At 41.7% G+C, this 20,968-nt stretch carries 21 protein-coding genes and 1 pseudogene; 2 read left to right on the top strand and 20 right to left on the bottom strand.

Annotated elements, in window-relative coordinates; all coding sequences use genetic code 11:
* Positions 1-51: 51 nt before the first annotated feature.
* The 3 genes from M1F97_RS01625 to M1F97_RS01615 all read right to left on the bottom strand — a co-directional run bounded on the left by M1F97_RS01625 (position 52) and on the right by M1F97_RS01615 (position 4,870).
* Positions 52-1,647, bottom strand: coding sequence for a hypothetical protein (locus M1F97_RS01625; protein WP_247943977.1), 1,596 nt, complete (start codon positions 1,645-1,647; stop codon positions 52-54).
* An 11-nt stretch (positions 1,648-1,658) separates the two neighbouring features.
* Complete coding sequence (locus M1F97_RS01620; protein ID WP_247943976.1) at positions 1,659-2,069, bottom strand: peptide deformylase; 411 nt, start codon at positions 2,067-2,069, stop codon at positions 1,659-1,661.
* A gap of 104 nt (positions 2,070-2,173) precedes the next feature.
* A complete protein-coding gene (locus tag M1F97_RS01615; protein ID WP_247943975.1) occupies positions 2,174-4,870 on the bottom strand; it encodes a cation-translocating P-type ATPase in 2,697 nt (898 codons plus the stop codon).
* A 308-nt stretch (positions 4,871-5,178) separates the two neighbouring features.
* On the opposite strand from M1F97_RS01615, the gene mntE reads away from it, so the two are divergent.
* The gene (gene mntE, locus M1F97_RS01610) at positions 5,179-6,363 is read left to right on the top strand and encodes a cation diffusion facilitator family transporter (protein ID WP_247943974.1); all 1,185 of its coding nucleotides are present in this window, start codon (positions 5,179-5,181) and stop codon (positions 6,361-6,363) included.
* A 43-nt stretch (positions 6,364-6,406) separates the two neighbouring features.
* Here the strand turns inward: mntE and M1F97_RS01605 are convergent.
* The 9 genes and pseudogenes from M1F97_RS01605 to cdaA all read right to left on the bottom strand — a co-directional run bounded on the left by M1F97_RS01605 (position 6,407) and on the right by cdaA (position 16,128).
* A pseudogene (locus M1F97_RS01605) lies at positions 6,407-7,751 on the bottom strand (IS3 family transposase).
* Between the two features lie 82 nt (positions 7,752-7,833).
* Complete coding sequence (locus tag M1F97_RS01600) at positions 7,834-9,705, bottom strand: ABC-F family ATP-binding cassette domain-containing protein (protein ID WP_247943973.1); 1,872 nt, start codon at positions 9,703-9,705, stop codon at positions 7,834-7,836.
* Positions 9,702-10,901: a CCA tRNA nucleotidyltransferase gene (locus tag M1F97_RS01595; RefSeq protein ID WP_247943972.1), complete on the bottom strand. Its 1,200-nt coding sequence runs from the start codon at positions 10,899-10,901 to the stop codon at positions 9,702-9,704. Before M1F97_RS01595 ends, M1F97_RS01600 begins: the two co-directional genes overlap by 4 nt.
* Positions 10,898-11,665 carry a 4-hydroxy-tetrahydrodipicolinate reductase gene (gene dapB, locus M1F97_RS01590; RefSeq protein ID WP_247943971.1) on the bottom strand — a complete coding sequence of 256 codons (768 nt, stop codon included), beginning with the start codon at positions 11,663-11,665 and terminating at the stop codon, positions 10,898-10,900. The genes M1F97_RS01595 and dapB overlap by 4 nt, the downstream gene beginning before the upstream one ends.
* A gap of 151 nt (positions 11,666-11,816) precedes the next feature.
* Positions 11,817-12,665 carry a DegV family protein gene (locus M1F97_RS01585; RefSeq protein ID WP_247943970.1) on the bottom strand — a complete coding sequence of 283 codons (849 nt, stop codon included), beginning with the start codon at positions 12,663-12,665 and terminating at the stop codon, positions 11,817-11,819.
* Positions 12,666-12,667: 2 nt separating this feature from the next.
* A complete protein-coding gene (locus M1F97_RS01580; RefSeq protein WP_001050090.1) occupies positions 12,668-13,042 on the bottom strand; it encodes a DUF1149 family protein in 375 nt (124 codons plus the stop codon).
* Between the two features lie 73 nt (positions 13,043-13,115).
* Positions 13,116-14,468, bottom strand: coding sequence for a phosphoglucosamine mutase (gene glmM, locus M1F97_RS01575; RefSeq protein ID WP_247944311.1), 1,353 nt, complete (start codon positions 14,466-14,468; stop codon positions 13,116-13,118).
* A 30-nt stretch (positions 14,469-14,498) separates the two neighbouring features.
* On the bottom strand, positions 14,499-15,284 hold the full coding sequence (locus M1F97_RS01570) for a CdaR family protein (RefSeq protein ID WP_247943969.1): 786 nt from the start codon (positions 15,282-15,284) through the stop codon (positions 14,499-14,501).
* Positions 15,271-16,128 carry a diadenylate cyclase CdaA gene (cdaA, locus tag M1F97_RS01565; protein WP_084974910.1) on the bottom strand — a complete coding sequence of 286 codons (858 nt, stop codon included), beginning with the start codon at positions 16,126-16,128 and terminating at the stop codon, positions 15,271-15,273. The genes M1F97_RS01570 and cdaA overlap by 14 nt, the downstream gene beginning before the upstream one ends.
* Positions 16,129-16,264: 136 nt before the next feature.
* Here cdaA and M1F97_RS01560 point away from each other — a divergent pair, with 136 nt between their 5' ends.
* Positions 16,265-17,233 carry an NAD(P)/FAD-dependent oxidoreductase gene (locus M1F97_RS01560; protein WP_169446327.1) on the top strand — a complete coding sequence of 323 codons (969 nt, stop codon included), beginning with the start codon at positions 16,265-16,267 and terminating at the stop codon, positions 17,231-17,233.
* Between the two features lie 48 nt (positions 17,234-17,281).
* On the opposite strand, the gene M1F97_RS01555 is transcribed toward M1F97_RS01560, so the two are convergent.
* The 8 genes from M1F97_RS01555 to M1F97_RS01520 are packed head-to-tail and all read right to left on the bottom strand — an operon-like array spanning position 17,282 to position 20,967.
* On the bottom strand, positions 17,282-17,584 hold the full coding sequence (locus M1F97_RS01555) for a hypothetical protein (RefSeq protein WP_169446329.1): 303 nt from the start codon (positions 17,582-17,584) through the stop codon (positions 17,282-17,284).
* Between the two features lie 5 nt (positions 17,585-17,589).
* On the bottom strand, positions 17,590-17,994 hold the full coding sequence (locus M1F97_RS01550; RefSeq protein WP_169446330.1) for a hypothetical protein: 405 nt from the start codon (positions 17,992-17,994) through the stop codon (positions 17,590-17,592).
* A complete protein-coding gene (locus M1F97_RS01545; RefSeq protein ID WP_169446332.1) occupies positions 17,976-19,229 on the bottom strand; it encodes an Mbeg1-like protein in 1,254 nt (417 codons plus the stop codon). Before M1F97_RS01545 ends, M1F97_RS01550 begins: the two co-directional genes overlap by 19 nt.
* Positions 19,230-19,234: 5 nt before the next feature.
* Positions 19,235-19,639: a DUF1310 family protein gene (locus M1F97_RS01540; protein ID WP_247943968.1), complete on the bottom strand. Its 405-nt coding sequence runs from the start codon at positions 19,637-19,639 to the stop codon at positions 19,235-19,237.
* 47 nt (positions 19,640-19,686) lie between these two features.
* Entirely contained in the window at positions 19,687-19,908 is a 222-nt protein-coding gene (locus M1F97_RS01535) for a hypothetical protein (protein ID WP_169446335.1), read from the bottom strand.
* A 2-nt stretch (positions 19,909-19,910) separates the two neighbouring features.
* Complete coding sequence (locus M1F97_RS01530; RefSeq protein WP_169446336.1) at positions 19,911-20,303, bottom strand: DUF1310 family protein; 393 nt, start codon at positions 20,301-20,303, stop codon at positions 19,911-19,913.
* A gap of 47 nt (positions 20,304-20,350) precedes the next feature.
* The gene (locus tag M1F97_RS01525; RefSeq protein WP_169446338.1) at positions 20,351-20,575 is read right to left on the bottom strand and encodes a hypothetical protein; all 225 of its coding nucleotides are present in this window, start codon (positions 20,573-20,575) and stop codon (positions 20,351-20,353) included.
* Positions 20,572-20,967, bottom strand: a complete 396-nt coding sequence (locus tag M1F97_RS01520; protein WP_247943967.1) for a DUF1310 family protein — start codon at positions 20,965-20,967, stop codon at positions 20,572-20,574. The genes M1F97_RS01525 and M1F97_RS01520 overlap by 4 nt, the downstream gene beginning before the upstream one ends.
* Position 20,968 lies beyond the last annotated feature (1 nt).

The following is a 20,968-nucleotide window of genomic DNA, read 5'->3' as shown; positions in this document are numbered from 1 at the left end:
CCACGACCAAGAATTTCATCTGAAAAACCTCGGTTCATACCGAGATTTCTTTTACTTGACCTTAAAGGTCTTGAGATAGTTATCTTTTCCAACTTGACCTTCGAAAGATTGCCCATTTTCAAGGTAAGGTAGGTCGTCTGACACTGCAGCCTTGACCTTATATATCTTGCCATCAACTTTAAAGAAGTAGACGGTATCCCCCTTGATGACAGCTGATTTCAGGTCTGAAACCACTCCCTTGATACTTTCTACCGTTTCATTATCCAGCTCGAGGTCATTTTTATTGGCATATTTGCTGAGGAGTTCATCTACCGTAGCTGCTACGATGACGTTTTGGTACTCTACTGCGTCCACCAAAGCATACTCCTTGACCAAGCCTGCATTATCTTTCAATCCCATGATGTAGAGCGGTTTGTCGTTGAGATTGACAAGGATAGGGAAGGTAGCCTTGTAGGCCTTCTCCTGAACGGCTCCTTCAGCTGAAGCACGGGCAGATTCTTCGGTTGCAGAAGCTAGATTGTACTTGATGATTTCACCAGTGCGCATATTTTCAAGGATGAATCCTAAATTACTTTCATCGGCGTTTGCTGAAGTCACCCCCGTGTAGAGATAAATGTCATTTCCAATAGAAAGATAGTTATAGCCCTCTGTCGTTTGGGTAACATTTTTCTTAGAAATCAAGGCATTCCAGAAACCGTCTTTATACTTGCCGTTGTAGTTGATTTGTTCGATGGTTTCTTCTGCTGGATAGACACGGTCCACCCATTCTGGCACCTCATCCAAGCTGTATTCCTTGGTTTCTCCATTAGTAGCATCCAAGATAATAACAGATGAAGGGCGAGGTACTCCTAGACCAAACTGTTTTTGATAAACGGTTGCTACATAGAAAGGATTGCCTTCATCATCCACCTCAAAGGATGGGGTTTTAAAAATCTTGGTTGGATACTTGATCCGAAGATGGCGTTTGACGTCTCGGTTAAAATACTCGGAGTCCGAATACTTCATCGGTGTTTTTAAATCTACCAATTCCGCATTTCCTGTCACCATATCAACCTTGATATACTCACCAATTCCCTTGGACTGATTATTAAACCATTTAATCGGGTCAGCATACTCCAAAGGTGTTACCCGATAGGGTTTGCCATCGACCGTCAGCTGGGTATAGGTATCTGCTGCTACGTACTGGGATACCTTATCCGTCAGAGAGCCCAGATAACGATCACCAATCTTTTCTGCAGTGCTCCGATCTAGGATTGGAACCTTACTGGTATCACTCTTGGGAAAATCTTTAAAGTCTTTTTCTGTGATGGACACCACATTAGCATAATTTTTTGCTTGGAAAAAGCTAGAGGTCACTAGGCTTACCAAACCAGCAAGGGCAAAAATAAGGCCTGCAGCCAGCAACAATCCTCCACCTAATTTATTAAAATGAATCCCTTCTAGATTGAGTTCGTTGGTAGCCTTACCATGGCGTAGGTGAACTGTCTTGAGGAGATTGGTATCCTTGCGGAAACTAAACAAAATCCCCATCACCACTAGATGCCCACAGAGAAAGAAGATGAATTCCCAACTAGTCAGATTGAAGGGTGGCAAAAAGATATACCAAGTCGTTGCGATAAAAACAAGTTCAAAGATTATACGTTTCATCTGATTTCCTCCTAAATAATTCGTCCTTCCAAATGATCCAGTTCATGTTGGCATATCTGAGCCGGAAAACCTGTCAGAGTAATGGTCTGCTCCTGCCACTTACTATCACGATAGGAAACCGTAATCGTTTCATAACGGGTCGTCGGTCGAACCCCGGTCAAAGACAAACAACCTTCCTCTGTCTCGTAAGATCCTTTATAGGAAAGGAGAACAGGGTTAAACATGACCATGGGAACTAGGCCAAGATTAAAGATAATCACGCGCTTCTGCACACCAATCATATTGGCTGCCAGACCTACACAGGTCTCTCGATTAGCCAGCAGGGTATCCTGCAAATCCTTAGCCAGATAAAGGTCCTCCTGACTTGCAGGTTTCGATACCTGTGACAAGAATAAGACATCTCGGACAATTTTCTTTTCCATTCCCTTACGCTCCTTACAACTTTACTTTATTATAGCACAAAAGGGGGCAACTTCTAGTCCTTTCCCTCAAATGCAAAAAAAGCCATCCGAAGATGACTTTCTTTTTAAATCGCGTTCTTATCAAGACCAAGTTTACGTTGAACAAACTTAACGATTTCTACGATAAGAATCATTGAGAAGCTTCCAGCTAGAACAATAGCCCATTGTGATAAGTCTAGTTTGGTTACGTGGAAGATACCTTCAAGTGGTTCTACGACAATGGTTGCCATGAGAAGAATGAAGGACACCAAGATAGACCAGTTGAAGGTCTTAGACTTGAATGGTCCAACTGTCAAGATGGATTGGTAAACAGACTTAACATTGTAGGCATGGAAGAGCTGGATCAAACCGAGTGTTGCAAAGGCCATGGTAAGGGCATCTGCGTGAATAGCTTGGTTGTCTCCTACATGGACTGGATAGGCAAGAGCAAGGCCATAAACAGTCAAGACGAGGGCGCCTTGAAGGAGACCTTGATAGATGATAGAACTCATGACCCCACCTGAGAAGAAGCTTGATTTGCGTCCACGTGGTTTGTGGGTCATAACACCTGGCTCAGCTGGCTCCACACCAAGAGCGATAGCTGGGAAGGTATCGGTTACTAAGTTGATCCACAAGAGATGAACTGGCTGTAGGACATCCCAACCAAACAAGGTTGATAGGAAGATAGTCAAAACTTCAGCCGTATTGGCAGAAAGCAGGTATTGAATGGTCTTTTGAATGTTTGAGAAGACCTTACGTCCTTCTTCAACTGCGACGATAATGGTCGCAAAGTTATCATCTGCAAGAATCATGTCAGAAGCTCCTTTAGAAACTTCTGTACCAGTGATCCCCATACCGATACCAATATCGGCTGTTTTTAGAGCTGGAGCGTCATTAACACCGTCACCTGTCATGGCAACGACCTTACCTTGATTTTGCCAAGCTTTCACGATACGAACCTTGTGTTCTGGAGATACACGCGCATAAACAGAGTATTGACCAACGACTTTTTCAAATTCTTCATCAGAAAGTTCGTTAAGTTCCGCACCAGTCAAGACATGGTCTTCTGAGTCATTTTCATCGATGATTCCCAAACGTTTGGCAATGGCTTCTGCTGTGTCTTGGTGGTCACCCGTAATCATGATTGGACGGATTCCGGCTTCTTTAGCCACACGAACGGCTTCTGCTGCTTCGGCACGTTCAGGGTCAATCATCCCAATCAAACCAGTAAAGATCAAGTTGTTTTCAAGTTCTTCAGAAGTAAGATTTTCTGGAATACTATCGATAATCTTATAAGCACCCGCAAGAACACGCAAGGCTTGGTGAGCCATTTCAGAGTTGTTTGTATGAATTAAGTCATTGACTTGATTATCAATCGGAGCAACATCTCCAGCCTTATCACGAGCAACACAACGTTTCAAGAGTTGATCTGGAGCCCCTTTGACTGCTACGAGAAATTTACCATCTGACAATGGGTGAATCGTTGACATGAGTTTACGATCTGAGTCAAACGGCAATTCAGCTACACGAGGATATTTCTCTAAAAATCCTTTAACATCATAGCCCTTGTCCAAGGCATACTGGACGAAGGCTGTTTCGGTTGGGTCACCAATCAGGTTTCCCTCAGCATCAATCTTGGTATCATTAGCCAAAACAACTGAACGAAGAAGCGGCATGTCCAAGCCAAGTTCAATGTCATCAGCAGAGTCATGTAGGACTGCGTCATAGAAGACTTTTTCGACTGTCATCTTGTTCATGGTAAGCGTACCAGTCTTATCAGAAGCGATGATTTCTGTTGAACCAAGTGTTTCTACTGCTGGCAACTTACGAACGATAGAGTTTCGTTTAGCCAAAACTTGAGTACCGAGGGCAAGAACGATGGTTACGATAGCAGGAAGGCCTTCTGGGATAGCTGCAACAGCAAGCGCAACAGAGGTCATCAACTCACCAAGTGGATCTTTACCTTGAATGAAGACTCCAACTACAAAAGTAACAAGGGCAATGACCAAAATTGCATAGGTCAAGACCTTAGAAAGGTTGTTCAAGTTTTGTTTGAGTGGTGTATCCGTCTCATCCGCATCTTGGAGCATGCCAGCGATATGACCAACTTCCGTGTACATACCTGTATTGACAACAACACCAAGACCACGACCATAAGTCACGTTTGAGTTTTGGAAGGCCATATTGACACGGTCACCAATACCAGCATCTGCAGAGAGCTCGACCGTCAAGTCTTTTTCGACTGGAACAGACTCACCTGTTAGGGCTGCTTCTTCGATTTTAAGTGAATTAGCTTCTAGCAAACGTAGGTCTGCTGGCACTACGTCACCTACTTCAAGGGCAACGATATCTCCTGGCACCAATTCTTTGGAATCAATTTCTGCCATGTGTCCATCACGAATAACGCGAGCAGCTGGACTGGACATAGATTTGAGGGCTTCGATGGCTTCTTCTGCTTTTCCTTCTTGGTAAACACCGAAGGCTGCATTGATGATAACCACGGCAAGGATAATGATGGCATCTGCGATATCTTCCCCACCAGAAGTTATGACAGACAAGATGGCTGCAGCCACCAAAATAATAATCATCAAATCCTTAAATTGCTCGATAAACTTGACTAGGAGAGATTTTTTCTCACCCTCTTCCAGTTCATTACGTCCAAATTCAGTTAGGCGTTTCTGCGCTTCGCTTGACGAAAGACCTTGCTCAGTTGCTTCAACTGACTTCAAGACCTCTTTAGGACTCTGAGTGTAAAACGCTTGGCGTTTTTGTTTTTTTGACATGTGTCTCCTCCTTGACATTGTGTGCAAAACAAGCTCTCTTTTGGTTTTATGACAAACAAAAAGAGACCTGTTAATCCATAACAAGTCTCGCTGTTTAAGATAGCGCCGGAAAGAATACTTTACAGTATAAAATTCGGAATGACGACACTATCACAGGTTTCTGCCAGCTACTCCCTTGAGTAGTACTATTATATCAAAATTTGAAAAGTTTTCAAGAATTAAAATCCGATGAAACAAGACTAAATTTGAATTTTCCCATAAAAACCAGTATAATGAGAACAGAATCTCAGCACTAGAAAGGAAGTCCGATGAATCAATCCATGTCAAATCTCAAGTTGGCAGAACGTGGAGCCATTATCAGCATTTCAACCTACCTCCTCTTGTCTGCAGCAAAATTGGCAACTGGGCACCTCCTGCATTCTTCCAGTTTGGTGGCAGATGGTTTTAACAACGTATCCGATATTATCGGAAATGTTGCACTTCTGATTGGCATTCGGATGGCTCGCCAGCCTGCAGACCGTGACCACCGCTTTGGTCACTGGAAGATTGAAGATTTAGCTAGCTTGATTACTTCTATCATCATGTTCTACGTTAGCTTCGATGTTCTTCGGGACACCATTCAAAAAATTCTCAGTCGGGAACAAACACTCATCGATCCTTTGGGAGCGATTCTAGGAATTATTTCGGCAGCGGTCATGTTTGCCGTTTATCTCTATAATACTCGCCTCAGTAAGAAATCCAAATCCAAGGCTCTGAAGGCAGCTGCCAAGGACAATCTTTCCGATGCTGTCACCTCACTTGGGACTTCCATTGCTATCCTAGCCAGCAGTTTCAACTATCCAATCGTAGATAAATTGGTCGCTATCATCATCACTTTCTTTATCTTAAAGACAGCCTATGATATCTTTATCGAGTCATCCTTCAGTCTTTCAGATGGTTTTGACGACCGTTTGCTGGAGGACTACCAAAAGGCCATCATGGAAATTCCAAAGATTAGTAAGGTCAAATCCCAAAGAGGGCGTACCTACGGTAGCAATATCTACCTTGATATCACCCTGGAGATGAATCCTGACCTATCAGTCTATGAAAGTCACGAGATTGCGGATCAAGTCGAGTCTATGCTGGAAGAACGTTTTGGGGTATTTGATACCGATGTCCATATCGAACCAGCTCCCATACCTGAAGACGAGATTTTAGACAATGTCTACAAAAAACTGCTCATGCGCGAGCAATTGATTGATCAGGGAAATCAACTAGAAGAACTCCTTGCTGAAGACTTTATCTATATCCGTCAAGATGGCGAGCAGATGGACAAAGAAGCTTATAAGTCTGAAAAAGAACTTAAAGCTACGATTAAGGACATTCAGATTACCTCCATTAGTCAGAAAACCAAACTCATTTGCTATGAGCTAGATGGCATCATCCATACCAGTATCTGGCGTCGCCATGAGACTTGGCAAAATATCTTCCACCAGGAAACCAAAAAAGAATAGAGAAATCCTGTCATGTACTGACCCCAAAAAGTTAGACAATTAATTATTGAAAGGATTTAGTTCTGTATTGCACAGGACTAAGTCCTTTTAGCTTGAGCTTGATTTGTTTGTTGTTGTAATAATCAATGTAGTTCACAATAGCTTGCTCAAGGTCTTCTCATAACCGTAAAACATTTCCGATTTCAAAATACCGAAGAAGGACTCCATCATACCATTGTCTGGGCTGTTGCCCTTGCGTGACATGGATGCTTGAATTCCCTTACTCTCTAGAAACCGATGATAAGAATCATGTTGGTATTGCCAGCCTTGGTCACAGTGTAAAATGGTATTTTCATAGTGTTTCTCTGTAAAGGCCTGCTCCAGCATAGCTTTCACTTGTACCAAGTTCGGTGACCTAGAAAGATGATAGGCAATAATTTCGCTGTTAAAGCCATCTAAAACGGGCGATAAATAGAGTTTCTGAGTGCTGTTTGGAATAGCAAACTCTGTTACATCTGTGTAGCACTTTTCCATTGGTTTGGCTGCTTCAAATTGGCGTTGAATGAGATTCTCTGCTTTCTTCCCTACCTCTCCATGATAAGAGGAATACTTCCGTTTTCGACGGATACGAGCCGTTAAACCAAGAATTTTCATCAGCCGTTGAACCTTCTTATGATTCACCATATAACCACGATTCCTTAATTCTAAATGGATTCGACGATAGCCATAGTTGCTTTTATGTTCATTATAAATGGCTTGAATTTCGGTTTTAAGCTCTTTATCTTTATCAAACCCATCCAGCTGTTTCAACTGATAATAGTAAGTTGAGCGAGCTAAACGTGCTGTTTCAAGAAGTAAATCTAGTCGAAATCCTCCTGAAACCATTTCTCTAACTGTCTCTGCCTTTCTCGCTCTAAGGCTTCGTCCCTTTCCTCCAACTCTTTTAACTTTTTTAGGTAGGCCACCTCAGTACGTAGACGTTCATTCTCCTCTTGAAGTCGCTCTAGTTCTGTCATTTCTTCCCAAGTTTTCTTCCGTTTACATCCCATTTTAGCTAGTCTCCCTCTTGTTTTCTCAACAATAGTATACCCCGTTTTTCTTGTATTGTGCCAGCCAATTTGGAAGCATTCCTTGGTTTGGGAGGGCATAATCAAGACTAACACTTCTTTGTGAACGACCTTCCAGCAGAATTTTATCGATTATTTCTTGTTTTAATTCTGGGGAATAGTATCGATTCTTCCCCTTTTTAACGATTTCTATTCCATAACGGTTGATTAATTGCACCATGTACTTTAGACCAGAAACAGCCACTCCAAATCTTTTTGAAATCTTTTTGAAAGCTGTTTGAAGCTTTGTTCTTGCTTTCTTAGTTCATAGATTTGAACTTTATCTTCATAACTCAATTTCATAATAAAACACCCCAAAAGTTAGATTTTTTCTGTCTAACTTTTGGGGTGCAGGTCATCATTGCGATAGGATTTTTCTATTCTTCTAGCTATCAAAGTCACTTAGATATTCAAAGCGTTCGTATTTTTCAAGGAGTGCTTCGTTTTTCTCATCCAGTTCTTTTTGGAGAGTAGCTAGCTTACCAAAGTCAGAACCATTAGCCTGCATTTCCTCTTCAATAGCAGAGATACGATTTTCTAAGGCCTCAATATCCCCTTCAATACTTGCCCACTCCTGCTTTTCTTGGTAGGTCATACGCTTCTTGTCTTCACGGACTTTGACCACTTTCTCCTTTTCGGCCTTTTGCACTTGATTGGCCATCTCTGTTTCAAAGGCTTTTTCGTCAAGGTAGTCGGTGTAATGACCAAAGAAAGTACGAATGTTGCCATCTTCAAAAGCGAGGATTTTTGTTGCCACCTTATCCAGAAAATAACGGTCGTGGCTGACTGTTAAAACGGGACCTGCAAAGCCCTGCAAGAAATTCTCCAAGACTGTCAAAGTCGCAATGTCTAGGTCATTGGTCGGCTCGTCCAAGAGGAGAACATTTGGTTTTTCCAAGAGAAGTTTAAGGAGATAGAGTCGTTTTTTCTCGCCACCAGATAACTTCTCAATCAAGGTTCCATGTGTCAAACGTGGAAAGAGGAATTGCTCTAGCAGCTCAGCGATGGAAGTCGTAGAACCACCACTGGTCTTAACCTCTTCTGCTACTTCCTGCAGGTAGTTGATAACCCGTTTGCTTTCATCCAACCCTTCAATTTGTTGAGAGAAATAGGCGATACGAACGGTTTCCCCAATCACAAGATGACCTGACGTCGGCTCAAGACTCCCTGCAATCAGATTGAGAAGAGTTGACTTCCCAACACCATTGTTACCAACGATTCCAATGCGGTCTTTAGCTTGCACCAAGAGATTAAAATCTTGTAAAATCGGCTTGTTCTCATAGGCGAAAGAAACATTCTGAAACTCGATGACTTTTTTCCCAATCCGACTGGTCTCAAAGTTCATGGTCAAGTCTGTCTCAGTACTACTGCCTGAAACTTCTTTTTTCAAGTCATGGAAACGATTGATACGAGCCTGCTGCTTGGTCGCACGCGCCTGCGGTTGTCTACGCATCCAAGCCAATTCTTGCTTATAGAGTTGTTCTTTCTTGTGAAGGAGAGCAGCGTCGCGCTCATCTTGTTCAGCCTTGAGGCGAACATAGTCCTGATAATTACCCTGATACTCGGTCAAGCCTGCTCGGTCCAACTCGAAAATCCGCGTTGACAGTGCATCTAGGAAATAGCGATCGTGGGTGATAAAGAGAACCGTCTTCTTGGAATTTTTCAAAAAGAGAGTCAGCCACTCAATGGTCGCAATGTCCAAATGGTTGGTTGGCTCGTCCAAAAGCAAGAGATCGTGGTTTCCAAGAAGAACTTGCGCCAACTGGACCCGTCTTCTCAGACCACCTGACAATTCACCAACTGGAGTTGACAAATCCTGAATACCCAACTTGCTGAGAACGGTCTTGACCTGACTTTCGATTTCCCATGCTTGAAGAGAATCCATCTCCGCCATGACCCGTTCCAAACGAGCCTGCTTGTCCTCGCTGTAGTTGAGCATGATTAACTCATACTCACGAATGAGCTGGATTTCCTTGAGGTCGCTGGAAAGAACCGTATCCAAGACCGTCTTGCTATCATCAAAATCTGGATTCTGAGTCAAGTAGCCAATCTGATAATCATTCTTAGCTGAAAAGGGGCTGACGTCCCCATCAAAGCCAGAAGTGCCAGAAAGGACGTCCAAAAGGGTTGTCTTACCCGTTCCATTAACACCAATTAGACCAATTCTATCCAAATCATGAATGATAAAGGAAATATCTTTAAAGACTGTCTTGTCCCCAACTGATTTGCTTAGTTTTTCAACGATAAAATCACTCATTCTTTCTCCCTCAGGTAAGCATGGATGGCTTGACGATCATTTTCCAACTCTCCATCGACAATGGCATACTCAATCTCTGTTAAAATTTCTCCCAAGTCTGGACCTGGCTGATAACCATATTCCTTAATCAGAACTCCTCCGTTAATCTGGATTTCTTTCTTATCATGAATGGTCAAACTCTGGTAAGTTTCTGTGATGGCTTGTGGGTTGACTTCTTTCCCTTGAGCCTGACGAAGACTTTCAGCTTGTAGAAGGGAATCCAAGTCAAAGCGGTAACAATCGCGCTTGCTCAGCTCTCCTTCTTCTCGCAAAGCCAAAATGGTCAGCAAATCCTGTACTTGCTTGGCAAATTGACGTGAGGTCTTCCAATGTTTCAAAAATGGCTGTGCATCTTTAATCTCCAAAGTCCACAATAGAGCCGCCCAGGCTTGTTCGGAAGACTCAAAGGTGAAATCCGCCTCTAAATCAAACAATTTTTGAAGCTTTTCTCGACTGGCTGCCATATCAGGGAGATAATCATAAGCTTGACTCTCAATCATGGAAGACAGGCCAACTCGCCAAAAAGGTGCCAGCAAGAGTTTATCAAACTCAACGAAGGTGCGCTCCACAGAAATCTTCTCCAAGAGCGGCGTCAAGGATTTCATAGCTTCAAATGTTTCTCGCTCAAGTTCAAAACCAAGACTGGCCTGAAAGCGAAAACCACGCATAATACGCAGAGCATCTTCGTTGAAACGCTCACTAGCAATTCCAACTGCTCGCAAGACTTGATTTTCCAAATCTTCTAAACCATGGAACAAGTCAATGATTTCCCCTGTCTCATCCAAGGCAAAGGCGTTGACTGTGAAATCACGGCGTTTGAGGTCTTCTTCTAGCGAGCGCACAAAGGAAACTGCACTGGGCCTGCGATAGTCTACATAGACATCCTCTGTCCGAAAGGTGGTTACCTCATACTCCTCATCGCCATCTAAAACCAAGACCGTTCCGTGCTCGATTCCGATATCGGCTGTGCGGGAAAATATCTGCTTGGTCTCCTCTGGATAGGAAGAGGTCGCAATATCCACATCGTGGATAGGGCGATTGAGGATAGCATCTCTGACGGAACCCCCAACAAAATAAGCTTCAAAGCCTGCTTCTTTAATTTTTTCTAATACTGGTAAAGCCTTCTGAAATTCAGAAGGCATTTGTGTTAATCTCATAATAAGTGTTCTAATCCATAGACAAGCTCATGACGCTTGACAACTTCTTTGATTCCCAAATTTACCCCTGTCATGAAGGAGCTGCGATCATAGGAGTCATGACGGAGGGTCAATCCTTCTCCTTGATTGCCAAAGATGACTTCCTGATGGGCTACCAAGCCTGGTAGACGGACCGAATGGATGCGCATGCCATCAAAGTCAGCACCGCGAGCACCCACAATCAATTCTTCCTCATCAGCCGCACCTTGTTGAATAGACTCTCGAACTTCCGCCATCAACTCAGCTGTTTTGATAGCTGTTCCACTCGGAGCATCCTTTTTCTTGTCATGATGGAGTTCGATAATCTCCACATTTGGGAAATATTTGGCAGCCTGCGCCGCAAATTGCATAAGCAAAACAGCTCCCAAGGCAAAGTTAGGGGCGATCAAACCACCCAAATCTTGTTCACGGGAATATGCTTTTAGTTCTGCAATTTCTTCACTAGTAAAGCCTGTTGTTCCAACTACTGGAGCGAAGCCATTTTCAAGAGCAAAACGTGTATTTTCGTAGGCAACTGCTGGTGTGGTAAAATCTACCCAAACATCCGCTTCAAAACCAGCCAAGTCAGTCTTATCATTGAAGACAGGAATTCCCTGCCATTCTGACTCAGACTCAAAAGGATCCAAAACTGCAACCAAGTCCAAGTCTGGATCAGCCAAGACCATCTGACAAGCAGCTTGGCCCATCTTTCCCTTAAAACCGGCAATAATTACTCGAATACTCATCTCTACTCCTGTCTAAGATACAAAGGACGTTAGCTGCCCGTGAAAAATAGGGAATGGCGCTGACTTTCCACGAAAGGCAAGACAGGCATCTTTTTTCAAGAGGCAGATAGTCTGTGTTCAATTGCTAAGATACAAAGCCTGTAAGAACAATCTAGACGATTGGTGTATAGCTCAAGGCAATACTGCCTTCTCCAAGGTGGGTCCCAATGACACTACCAAAGCTAACAATTGGAATCTCAGAAGTCACACCGCTCTCAATCAAAAGCTGACGTAAGTCCACTGCCTTTTGAGGAGTATTGCCATGAATGACTGTGATACGGTAGTCCCCATCTTTTGTCAACTCTTTGATGATTTCCACCAAACGTTTGATTGCCTTCTTTTCCGTACGAACTTTTTCGTAAACTTCGATCACACCTTGGTCATTAAAGTAAAGGATAGGCTTGATACTAAGGAGATTCCCTAAGATGGCAGCCCCATTTGACAAACGTCCTCCCTTAACCAAGTGGTCGAGATCATCTACTATGATAAAGGCTGAGTTATCAGCAATTTGAAGAGCTAATTTTTCCTGAATCTGAGCAAAATCGTCGCCTTGTTCTGCCCATTCAAAGGCACTCTCCACCATAAATCCTAGAGGGGAGCTTGTGATATGGGTATCCGGAAAGGCAATGGTCAAGCCATCATACTCTTCTAACATGTATTGGATGTTCTGATAAAAACCTGAAATTCCTGACGAAAGAAAGAGTCCCAAGACATGGGTATAACCCTTGTCTTTCAGTGAACTAAGAATCTCATCCAATTTGGCAATACTTGGTTGACTGGTTTTAGGCAATTCTGCAGACTGAGCCATTTTTTGATAAAATTCCTCAGCAGTCAGATTGACACCTTCCACATACTCCTCCCCATCGATATTGACAGGAATATCCAAGATAAAAAGATTCTCTCTTTGCAGCGTCTTCTCCTCTAAATAGGCTGAAGAATCTGTAATGACAGCTAATTTCATGACTAAAACTCCAAATTGATCCCTGGAAGATCCAAGGCGATTTCTGTTACTTCATACGTCAAACGGTTGAGCATGTTCAAACATGGACGTGCCAAGTTTTCAACTTCTTCTTGGTTAAATTCGCTTGGTTCGTTGACAATTCGACCTTCTACATGGTTAACTTGGGAAATCGTTCCGCTGATGACAAATTTGTCAAAGACAATCATGAAACTCAAGATAACAACAAGCGAAGTCACTTGGTTTTCTTGGTCATGTTGCAGTAACTGAAAGTTCACATCTACCTTGGTTTCAGGAGCTCCATTTTCATTTTCCCATTCAAAGTTACGAGCATCAAAGTGATACTGGCTAACAAATTCTTGTTCTCGTTTAAGATTCATTTTTCTCTCCCATTGCTACAATTTACTATGCAATTGTACCACATTTTTATCATTTCATCTAGTTTTCTAGGCTTTAGTCAATTCCGATTTCATCTTTAACAACAGCAGCAATCGTATCTACGTAGTAGTTAACTTCTTCTGTTGTAGGGGCTTCTGCCATGACACGCAAGAGGGGTTCTGTTCCACTCGGACGGACAAGGATACGACCGTTCCCTGCCATCTCTTCTTCCATCTTTTCGATGATTGTCTTGATGGCTGGTACTTCCATGGCTTTTTCTTTCATGGCATTTTCCACTCGGATATTGACCAGTTTTTGTGGGTAAATCGTCACTTCTGATGCTAGTTGAGACAAGCTCTTGCCTGTTTCTTTCATGATTTTAGTCAATTGAACAGCTGATAATTGACCATCACCAGTTGTATTGTAGTCCATCAAGATAACGTGGCCTGATTGTTCACCACCAAGGTTGTAGCCTGATTTTCTCATTTCTTCAACGACATAGCGGTCACCAACTGCAGTGACTGCCTTATTGATGCCTTCGCGATCCAAGGCCTTATGGAAGCCAAGGTTAGACATAACCGTTGTCACAATGGTGTTTTGAGCCAACTGGCCTTTTTCAGAAAGATATTTCCCGATAATGTACATGATCTTATCACCATCGACGATGTCGCCATTTTCATCAACAGCAATCAATCGGTCACTATCTCCGTCAAAGGCCAAACCAATAGCTGACTGGCTTTCTTTCACCACTTCTTGAAGAGTTTCTGGGTGTGTTGAACCAACATTCAAGTTGATATTAAGACCATCTGGTGTCTCACCGATAACTGTCAACTGGGCACCAAGATCAGCGAAAATTTGACGGGCACTTGTAGACGCTGCACCGTTTGCTGTGTCCAAGGCCACTTTCATTCCTTCAAGAGGAGTTCCAGTTGAAACAAGGTAGCCCTCGTACTTACGTAAGCCTTCTGGATAGTCCACTAAGGTTCCCAAGCCTTCGGCACTTGGACGAGGAAGAGTGTCCTCGGCAGCATCCAGCAAGGCTTCAATTTCTGCTTCTTTGTCGTCGTCAAGCTTAAAGCCATCTCCACCAAAGAACTTAATTCCATTATCAAGGGCTGGGTTGTGACTCGCTGAAATCATGACACCCGCACTAGCTCCCTCAGTTTTAACCAAATAAGCTACTGCTGGTGTTGCAAGGACACCGAGTTTGTAGACGTGAATCCCTACTGAGAGGAGACCCGCTACCAAGGCAGATTCTAGCATTTCTCCTGAGATACGTGTATCACGTCCTACAAAGACTTTAGGGGTTTCCGTTTCGTGTTGACTGAGGACATAACCTCCAAAACGACCCAATTTAAAGGCCAATTCTGGCGTCAATTCTACGTTTGCTTCTCCACGGACTCCATCAGTCCCAAAATATTTACCCATTTTGTTAATCATCCTTTTCTACTATTTTGTTTATTCTTGTTTAGACGAGTCTGGTTTCGTTTCTGAACTCGTAGAAGACGAACTGCTAGCTGAGGAGCTCGTTGATGATGAGCTCGAGCTAGACGATGCTGTTTTTGTTGTAATTTTCATAGTTGTGTCAAACGGCATAATGACACTTGGCAAGACATTTCCATTTTTATCAACTGCTTGTAGAGGAACAGAAGCCGAGTAGTTACCTGTTATCCGTTCACTCGTCGGTAAGATGGCAATGACACGATCCACTCTAGAGAGAGTTTCCTCATCACTAATGACCGTTACTTTTTCATCCGAAACAGTTACGGTGTCGATTTTGACCCGAGAATCAATCTGACTAGGGTCAATCTCAGGCACAACGATTACATTGTCTCGTTTTGCTTTTTTACCGACCTTGACTGTTATCTTTTGCGGTGTCGCAACAGCCGTCAAACCACTCGGTAAATTTTCAATGGTTAGAGGAACTTCAATGGTCCCTACACCAGCGTTTGTCAAATCAGCTGTCACCTTGAACTTGCGCGTACTTTCCTGCATTTCACTCGCCAAAGCAACTCTGTTTGACCCAGTCAGAAAGACGGTCACTTCAGATGTAAAACCACTAATAAAGTACTGATCACTGTCATACTGAATATCGATTGGGACATTAAGAACCGTATTGGTATAGGTTTCTGTCCGCACTTGTCTGGCACTGTTGCTATTCTGATAGTTTGTTGAAGTCGCATAGACAAAGAGGATGCAGGCGAAAAAGAAGGAAGAAATAATATAAAGGCTATTTTTTCTCATGTTTCAATCCTCCTAGCAAGCGCTCTTTCAGACCATGTTTTTCCTCTGATGTTGGAAGTAGGATTCTTCTCAATTCAGATTCGAACTCTTCCAAGGTCAAATCGTGCTTAAAGACTCCATTATAGGTAATTGAGATTCCACCTGTCTCCTCCGAAACCACAAAGGTAAGAGCATCTGACACTTCCGACAAACCAATCGCCGCCCTGTGGCGTGTTCCAAACTCTTTGGAAATCTCTGTATTTTCAGTTAGTGGCAAGTAGGCTGAAGTAACAGCAATCCGATCTTCTCGGATAATGACCGCTCCATCGTGCAAGGGAGTGTTAGGAATAAAAATATTGATGAGCAATTCAGCTGAAATCTTGGCATCTAGTGGAATCCCCGTCGAGATGTATTCCTGTAAAGTTCTCACTCGCTGAACAGCTACCAGAGCACCAATCTTACGCGGGCTCATGTATTCGACTGATTTCACAAAGGCACGAATCATTTGCTCTTCTGCACTAATTGGAGCATTGGAGAAGAAATCAGTAGCCCGGCCCAACCGCTCTAGACCCGTCCGAATCTCCGGTGAAAAGATGACCACCGCTGCGATGACCCCGTAGGTGATGATCTGATTGATCAACCAAGAAATAGTCGTTAAACCAATCATATTGGAGAGAATTTGAGCTAGAATGAAGACCAAAACTCCCCGAACCAATATCATGATTTTGGTACCTGCAATGGCCTTTGTAAAATGATACAAAATATAAGTCACAATGAGAATATCAATCAGATTGATGACTATAGTCCAAGGGCTTGAAAATAAACTCGTCCAGTATTGCAAGTTGGAAAATTGCTGAAAATTCATCTCTAGTTCCCTCCCTATCAAAACACGTTCCGTCCTATTATACCATTTTCTAACAATTTTTTCCCTATCCTGCTTCATTTTAATTTGATTAAAAATATGATAAAATAAACTGACTAGAAAAAACGAAGGAGAAATCATGTCTCAACTCTATGACATTACCATTGTAGGTGGCGGTCCTGTCGGCCTCTTTGCTGCCTTTTACGCCCACCTACGTCAAGCCAAAGTCCAAATCATCGACTCTCTTCCCCAGCTCGGTGGTCAACCAGCCATCCTCTACCCTGAGAAGCAAATCCTTGATGTGCCAGGTTTTCCAAACTTAACTGGAGAAGAGTTGACCAATCGCTTGATTGAACAGCTAAACGGCTTTGAAACACCTGTTCATCTCAACGAAACCGTTCTTGAGATTGAGAAACACGATGAAGGATTTAGCATCACAACCAACAAGGGAAGTCACCTGACTAAAACCGTCATCATTGCCATGGGAGGTGGCGCCTTCAAACCACGGCCACTCGAATTAGACGGCGTTGAAAACTATGAAAATATCCACTACCACGTATCCAACATTCAACAATACGCAGGCAAGAATGTGACCATCCTTGGTGGTGGGGACTCAGCAGTGGACTGGGCTCTAGCTTTTGAAAAAATTGCACCAACTACCCTCGTTCACCGCAGAGATAATTTCCGTGCCTTGGAACACAGTGTGCAAGCCCTGCAAGAATCATCTGTGACCATCAAGACACCGTTCGTTCCAAGTCAACTCCTTGGAGATGGAAAAACACTTGATAAACTGGAAATCACCAAAGTCAAATCGGATGAAGCCGAAACTATCGAAGTAGACCACCTCTTTGTCAACTATGGTTTTAAATCTTCTGTCGGCAACCTTAAAAATTGGGGTCTGGACCTCAACCGTCACAAGATTATCGTCAACAGCAAGCAAGAATCTAGCCAAGCAGGTATCTATGCTATTGGCGACTGTTGCTACTATGAAGGTAAGATTGATTTGATCGCTACAGGACTGGGTGAAGCTCCAACAGCTGTTAACAATGCCATCAACTACATTGACCCAGAACAAAAAGTTCAACCCAAACACTCAACAAGTTTATAAGAAAAGAACCACGAATTGAACGGTCCGTGGTTCTTTAATTTCCTATCTTTACTCCTCCAACACTTTCTCATATTCTTTCTTTTTGCCATCTATGGTCTCAATAACTTTTGAGGCAAACTCGCCCTTCATAGATACATCTATTTTATTATTTACCGCACTTAGACTTTCTTGGATACTATTAATGGTTAAACGAGTATTTTTCTTAGCTTCTTGCTCGATTTGATTAATTTCATAATTTTTAGCAGGAGCCAATATCTGCCTAACAAATAAACGCTCGATTTCTTTTTCTATTTCACGAAAACCATCATCCACACCAGAAACAAAATCAAATATATAATTAAATAAATCCATCCGCGTTACTCTCTTTTATCTTGTATTTGTCTTTGCTTAGCCAGAATTTGAGTTAGTTCTTCATCAAGCTCACGGTATTCACGACTATACTTCTGTTTAGCATTGCTTTCTTCTGTTTCTAGCTGATCAAGTCTTTTTCTATATGCTAAATCCATTTGCTGACTATAATCTGTAGCTAGTTGATTCAGCTGATAGTGTAGCATAGAAGTGTCTCCTTCTATCTGACTCAGCATATGACTTGCTACTGTATGTTTTTCCTCAAGCATCCGATGCAAATCATTCAATCTATAATCACACTCTAATTTTTCATTCTCTATTTTTTTACGTGAGTGATAATAGTCTTCCTCCAATTCTTCTAATTGCCGTCTCTTTTTCCAAATTTCTTGGTCTATCATGTCAACTTTTTCCATTGTCTAAATTTTTCAGCCAACTCCTTATCTGTTTCTAATTTCTTTTGAATACCTTTCTTGGTCTGAGTTTCTAAATCTATACAATCTTTTTCCAATTGAGACACCTTATCAACAACTGGATCTAATAGTTTCTCAATAACCCCGATAGTTGTTTCATAGGTAGCTCCTCCTTCTATATATGCATTTTCCATCTCTGATGGACTAAGGATAAAGCCCCAAGGGACTTGTCTACGGGAAGCAAATACTTTTCTTGCATCTTCTACTGCTTCATCTCTTATACTTTTGATGATACTTTTCCCCTCTGTAGACATTAGACTGATGCTTGCTGCTGCAATACCTGCTTGCTCCGAATCTAGGAACAATTGCTCTTCCTTTGTATAACCACCTTCTGATAGTTTCTCCTTGAGTAGTGTATAGTTATCCATCTGGAGTAAATAGTCATTATAAATGACCGTACTGGTGTTTGACAGTATTTTAATCTTCCCATTTTTATCCAGCTGGTAGCCATAAGTCATGTGTTGGTTCACAAAGTCTTCTTTTGTACTATCCACGTAATAAACTAAGCCAACCGATCCGATACTTCCCTTGACCATATCCCTACCAACCATACTGATAGGATCATCTGGATCAGCATAGTTATGGATCCTCGTCTTAATAGAGTCTACAACTTTCCTTTGTTCAGGGCTTAGTATCCTATAGATATCTGGGCCGTTATAGATATAAGCCTGTTGGATACGTTTGACTTGATCTGCCTGTAGGGCAGCCATAGAATACTGAGCATCCATAGAACCGAGTGAATGTCCATAGACATTAATCTTGGCATTGGGATATTTTTCCATGATGTCTTTTAAAGCTCTTGCAGAAGCCTTTAGCTGTTCGGTAGACTTGTCTTGATAGCTAAGGTCTTTTTGCAACATAATTCTCTTGGCTATAACTGCATCGTTTTCTGCCCAATCATTCCAGACATCTGGTGCTTCATTCAAAATATGATCTGGACCCGTAGAACCACGAAAAAGGACCGTTACTTCCTGTACCTTATCAGCTTTTTCATTGGGATTTTTTACAACCGCATAAACCTGCTCACCCGCTCCTGTAGTATTGTTGTAGACTTGGGTGACATAACCTACATTTTGATTATACTGAGTATTAACCTCATATTTATTTTCTTTCATGTTAGGTTGGTACTCTGTCATTGCTATCTGAAGATGAGGATCGTTAATATATTTTTCCGGCATAACTATCATTCCTCTTTTTTATAATATTTATCACGAGTCTGCCAAAATTTAGGAGTACTTCCATAAAATGCTGAAGTATAATCTCCGTCAGACTTTTCAATTAAATTATAATCTACAAGCATTTCATCATCATCATTGATTATTAAAGAAACCATCAGCCCACCCATTGGATTATAACTTAATGAATCTTGTTTCACTTGATAAGAATGTATAAATCCTTTTTCAGTAAAAGCATGTGGATCTTCTTTCTTTAAATATTCTTCATAAACCTTCTTTGCCTCATCACTTATCGCGATGGCAATCATTTCTTGTTTCTTTTGATATTGGTGCATGCTACAGCCTCCTACTGCTATTCCAATTACTGCTAAAATACTGAATAAAATAATCATGCTTTTTTTAGGTTTTTTCATGGTGCCTCCTTTACGCTATCCTATCAATAAATTAGAAATGAACTTACTCATAGTATAGCATAACTTTCCTGTACATCCTCAGCTTTTTCATCAGGATTTTTTACCACTGCATAAACCTGCTCGCCCGCTCCTGTAGTATTGTTGTAAACTTGGGTGACAGTGCCAAGAATGTCATTGTTAGGTGTAACAGCTTCTCCATCTTTAAACAAATCTCTGTATTCCGTCATTGCTATTTGTAAATGGTAATCATTAATGTATTCTTTCTCCATAATTAATTACTGCTCCTAAGAAGTTCTGCGAGTTTTGGATACGTAACATAACCACTGGATTCTAAATTACCCTCTCTATTTCTTACAATACCAAATTGAAAACATAAATCTTTTTCATCATTAACATAGACTCTTACTTCCATTCCTCCCATTGGATTATACTCTAATGAATCAGTATCAATTTTATAAGATTTGATTAGCCCTTTTTCTGTCAGAGCTTCTGAATCTCTATGCTTCATATGACTTTCATAAATTTTTCTCGCCTCATCGCTTGTCGCGATGGCAATCATTTCTTGTTTCTTTTGGTATTGGTGCATGCTACATCCTCCTATTGTGATTCCAATTACTGCTAAAATACTGAATAAAATAATCATACTTTTTTTAGATATTTTCATATTTCCTCCTTTATGCTATCCTATCAATGAATTAGGGACTAACTTACTCATAGTATAGCATAACTTTCCTCTACATCCTCAGCTTTTTCATTGGGATTTTTTACAACCGCATAAACCTGCTCGCCCGCTCCTGTAGTATTGTCGTAGACTTGGGTGACAGTGCCAAGTTCTCTTTCATATTGGTCATATAAAGTTCTTCCCTCGCCCATATTATCCTGATACTCTGCCATTGCGGTTTGAAGGTTATCTTCTTTAACATAATTTTGTGTCATTCATTATTCCCTTTCAAAAGTTTGGATAATCTTGGTGAAGTAAAATAATATGCTGAATGGTATGAGCCATCTTTGTTTTCAATCAAATTATAATTTATATTTAATTCATTATCTTTGTTAAGAATCACTGAAACCATCAATCCCCCCATTGGGTTATAACTTAAGCTACTTTCATCAATCTCATAATGCTTTATAATTCCTTCATCGGTGAGTGCTTTGGAGTCTTTTGATTTCATAAAATGTTCATAAACCTTCTTCGCCTCATCGCTTGTTGCGATGGCAATCATTTCTTGTTTCTTTTGGTATTGGTGCATGCTACAACCTCCTACTGCTATTCCAATCACTGCTAAAATGCTGAATAAAATAATCATACTTTTTTTAGGTTTTTTCATA

The sequence above is a fragment of the Streptococcus oralis genome, assembly GCF_023110435.1.
Lineage (GTDB): Bacteria > Bacillota > Bacilli > Lactobacillales > Streptococcaceae > Streptococcus > Streptococcus oralis_CF.
Note: the sequence above shows the minus strand (reverse complement) of the source record. Positions and strands in the feature narration are given on the sequence as shown.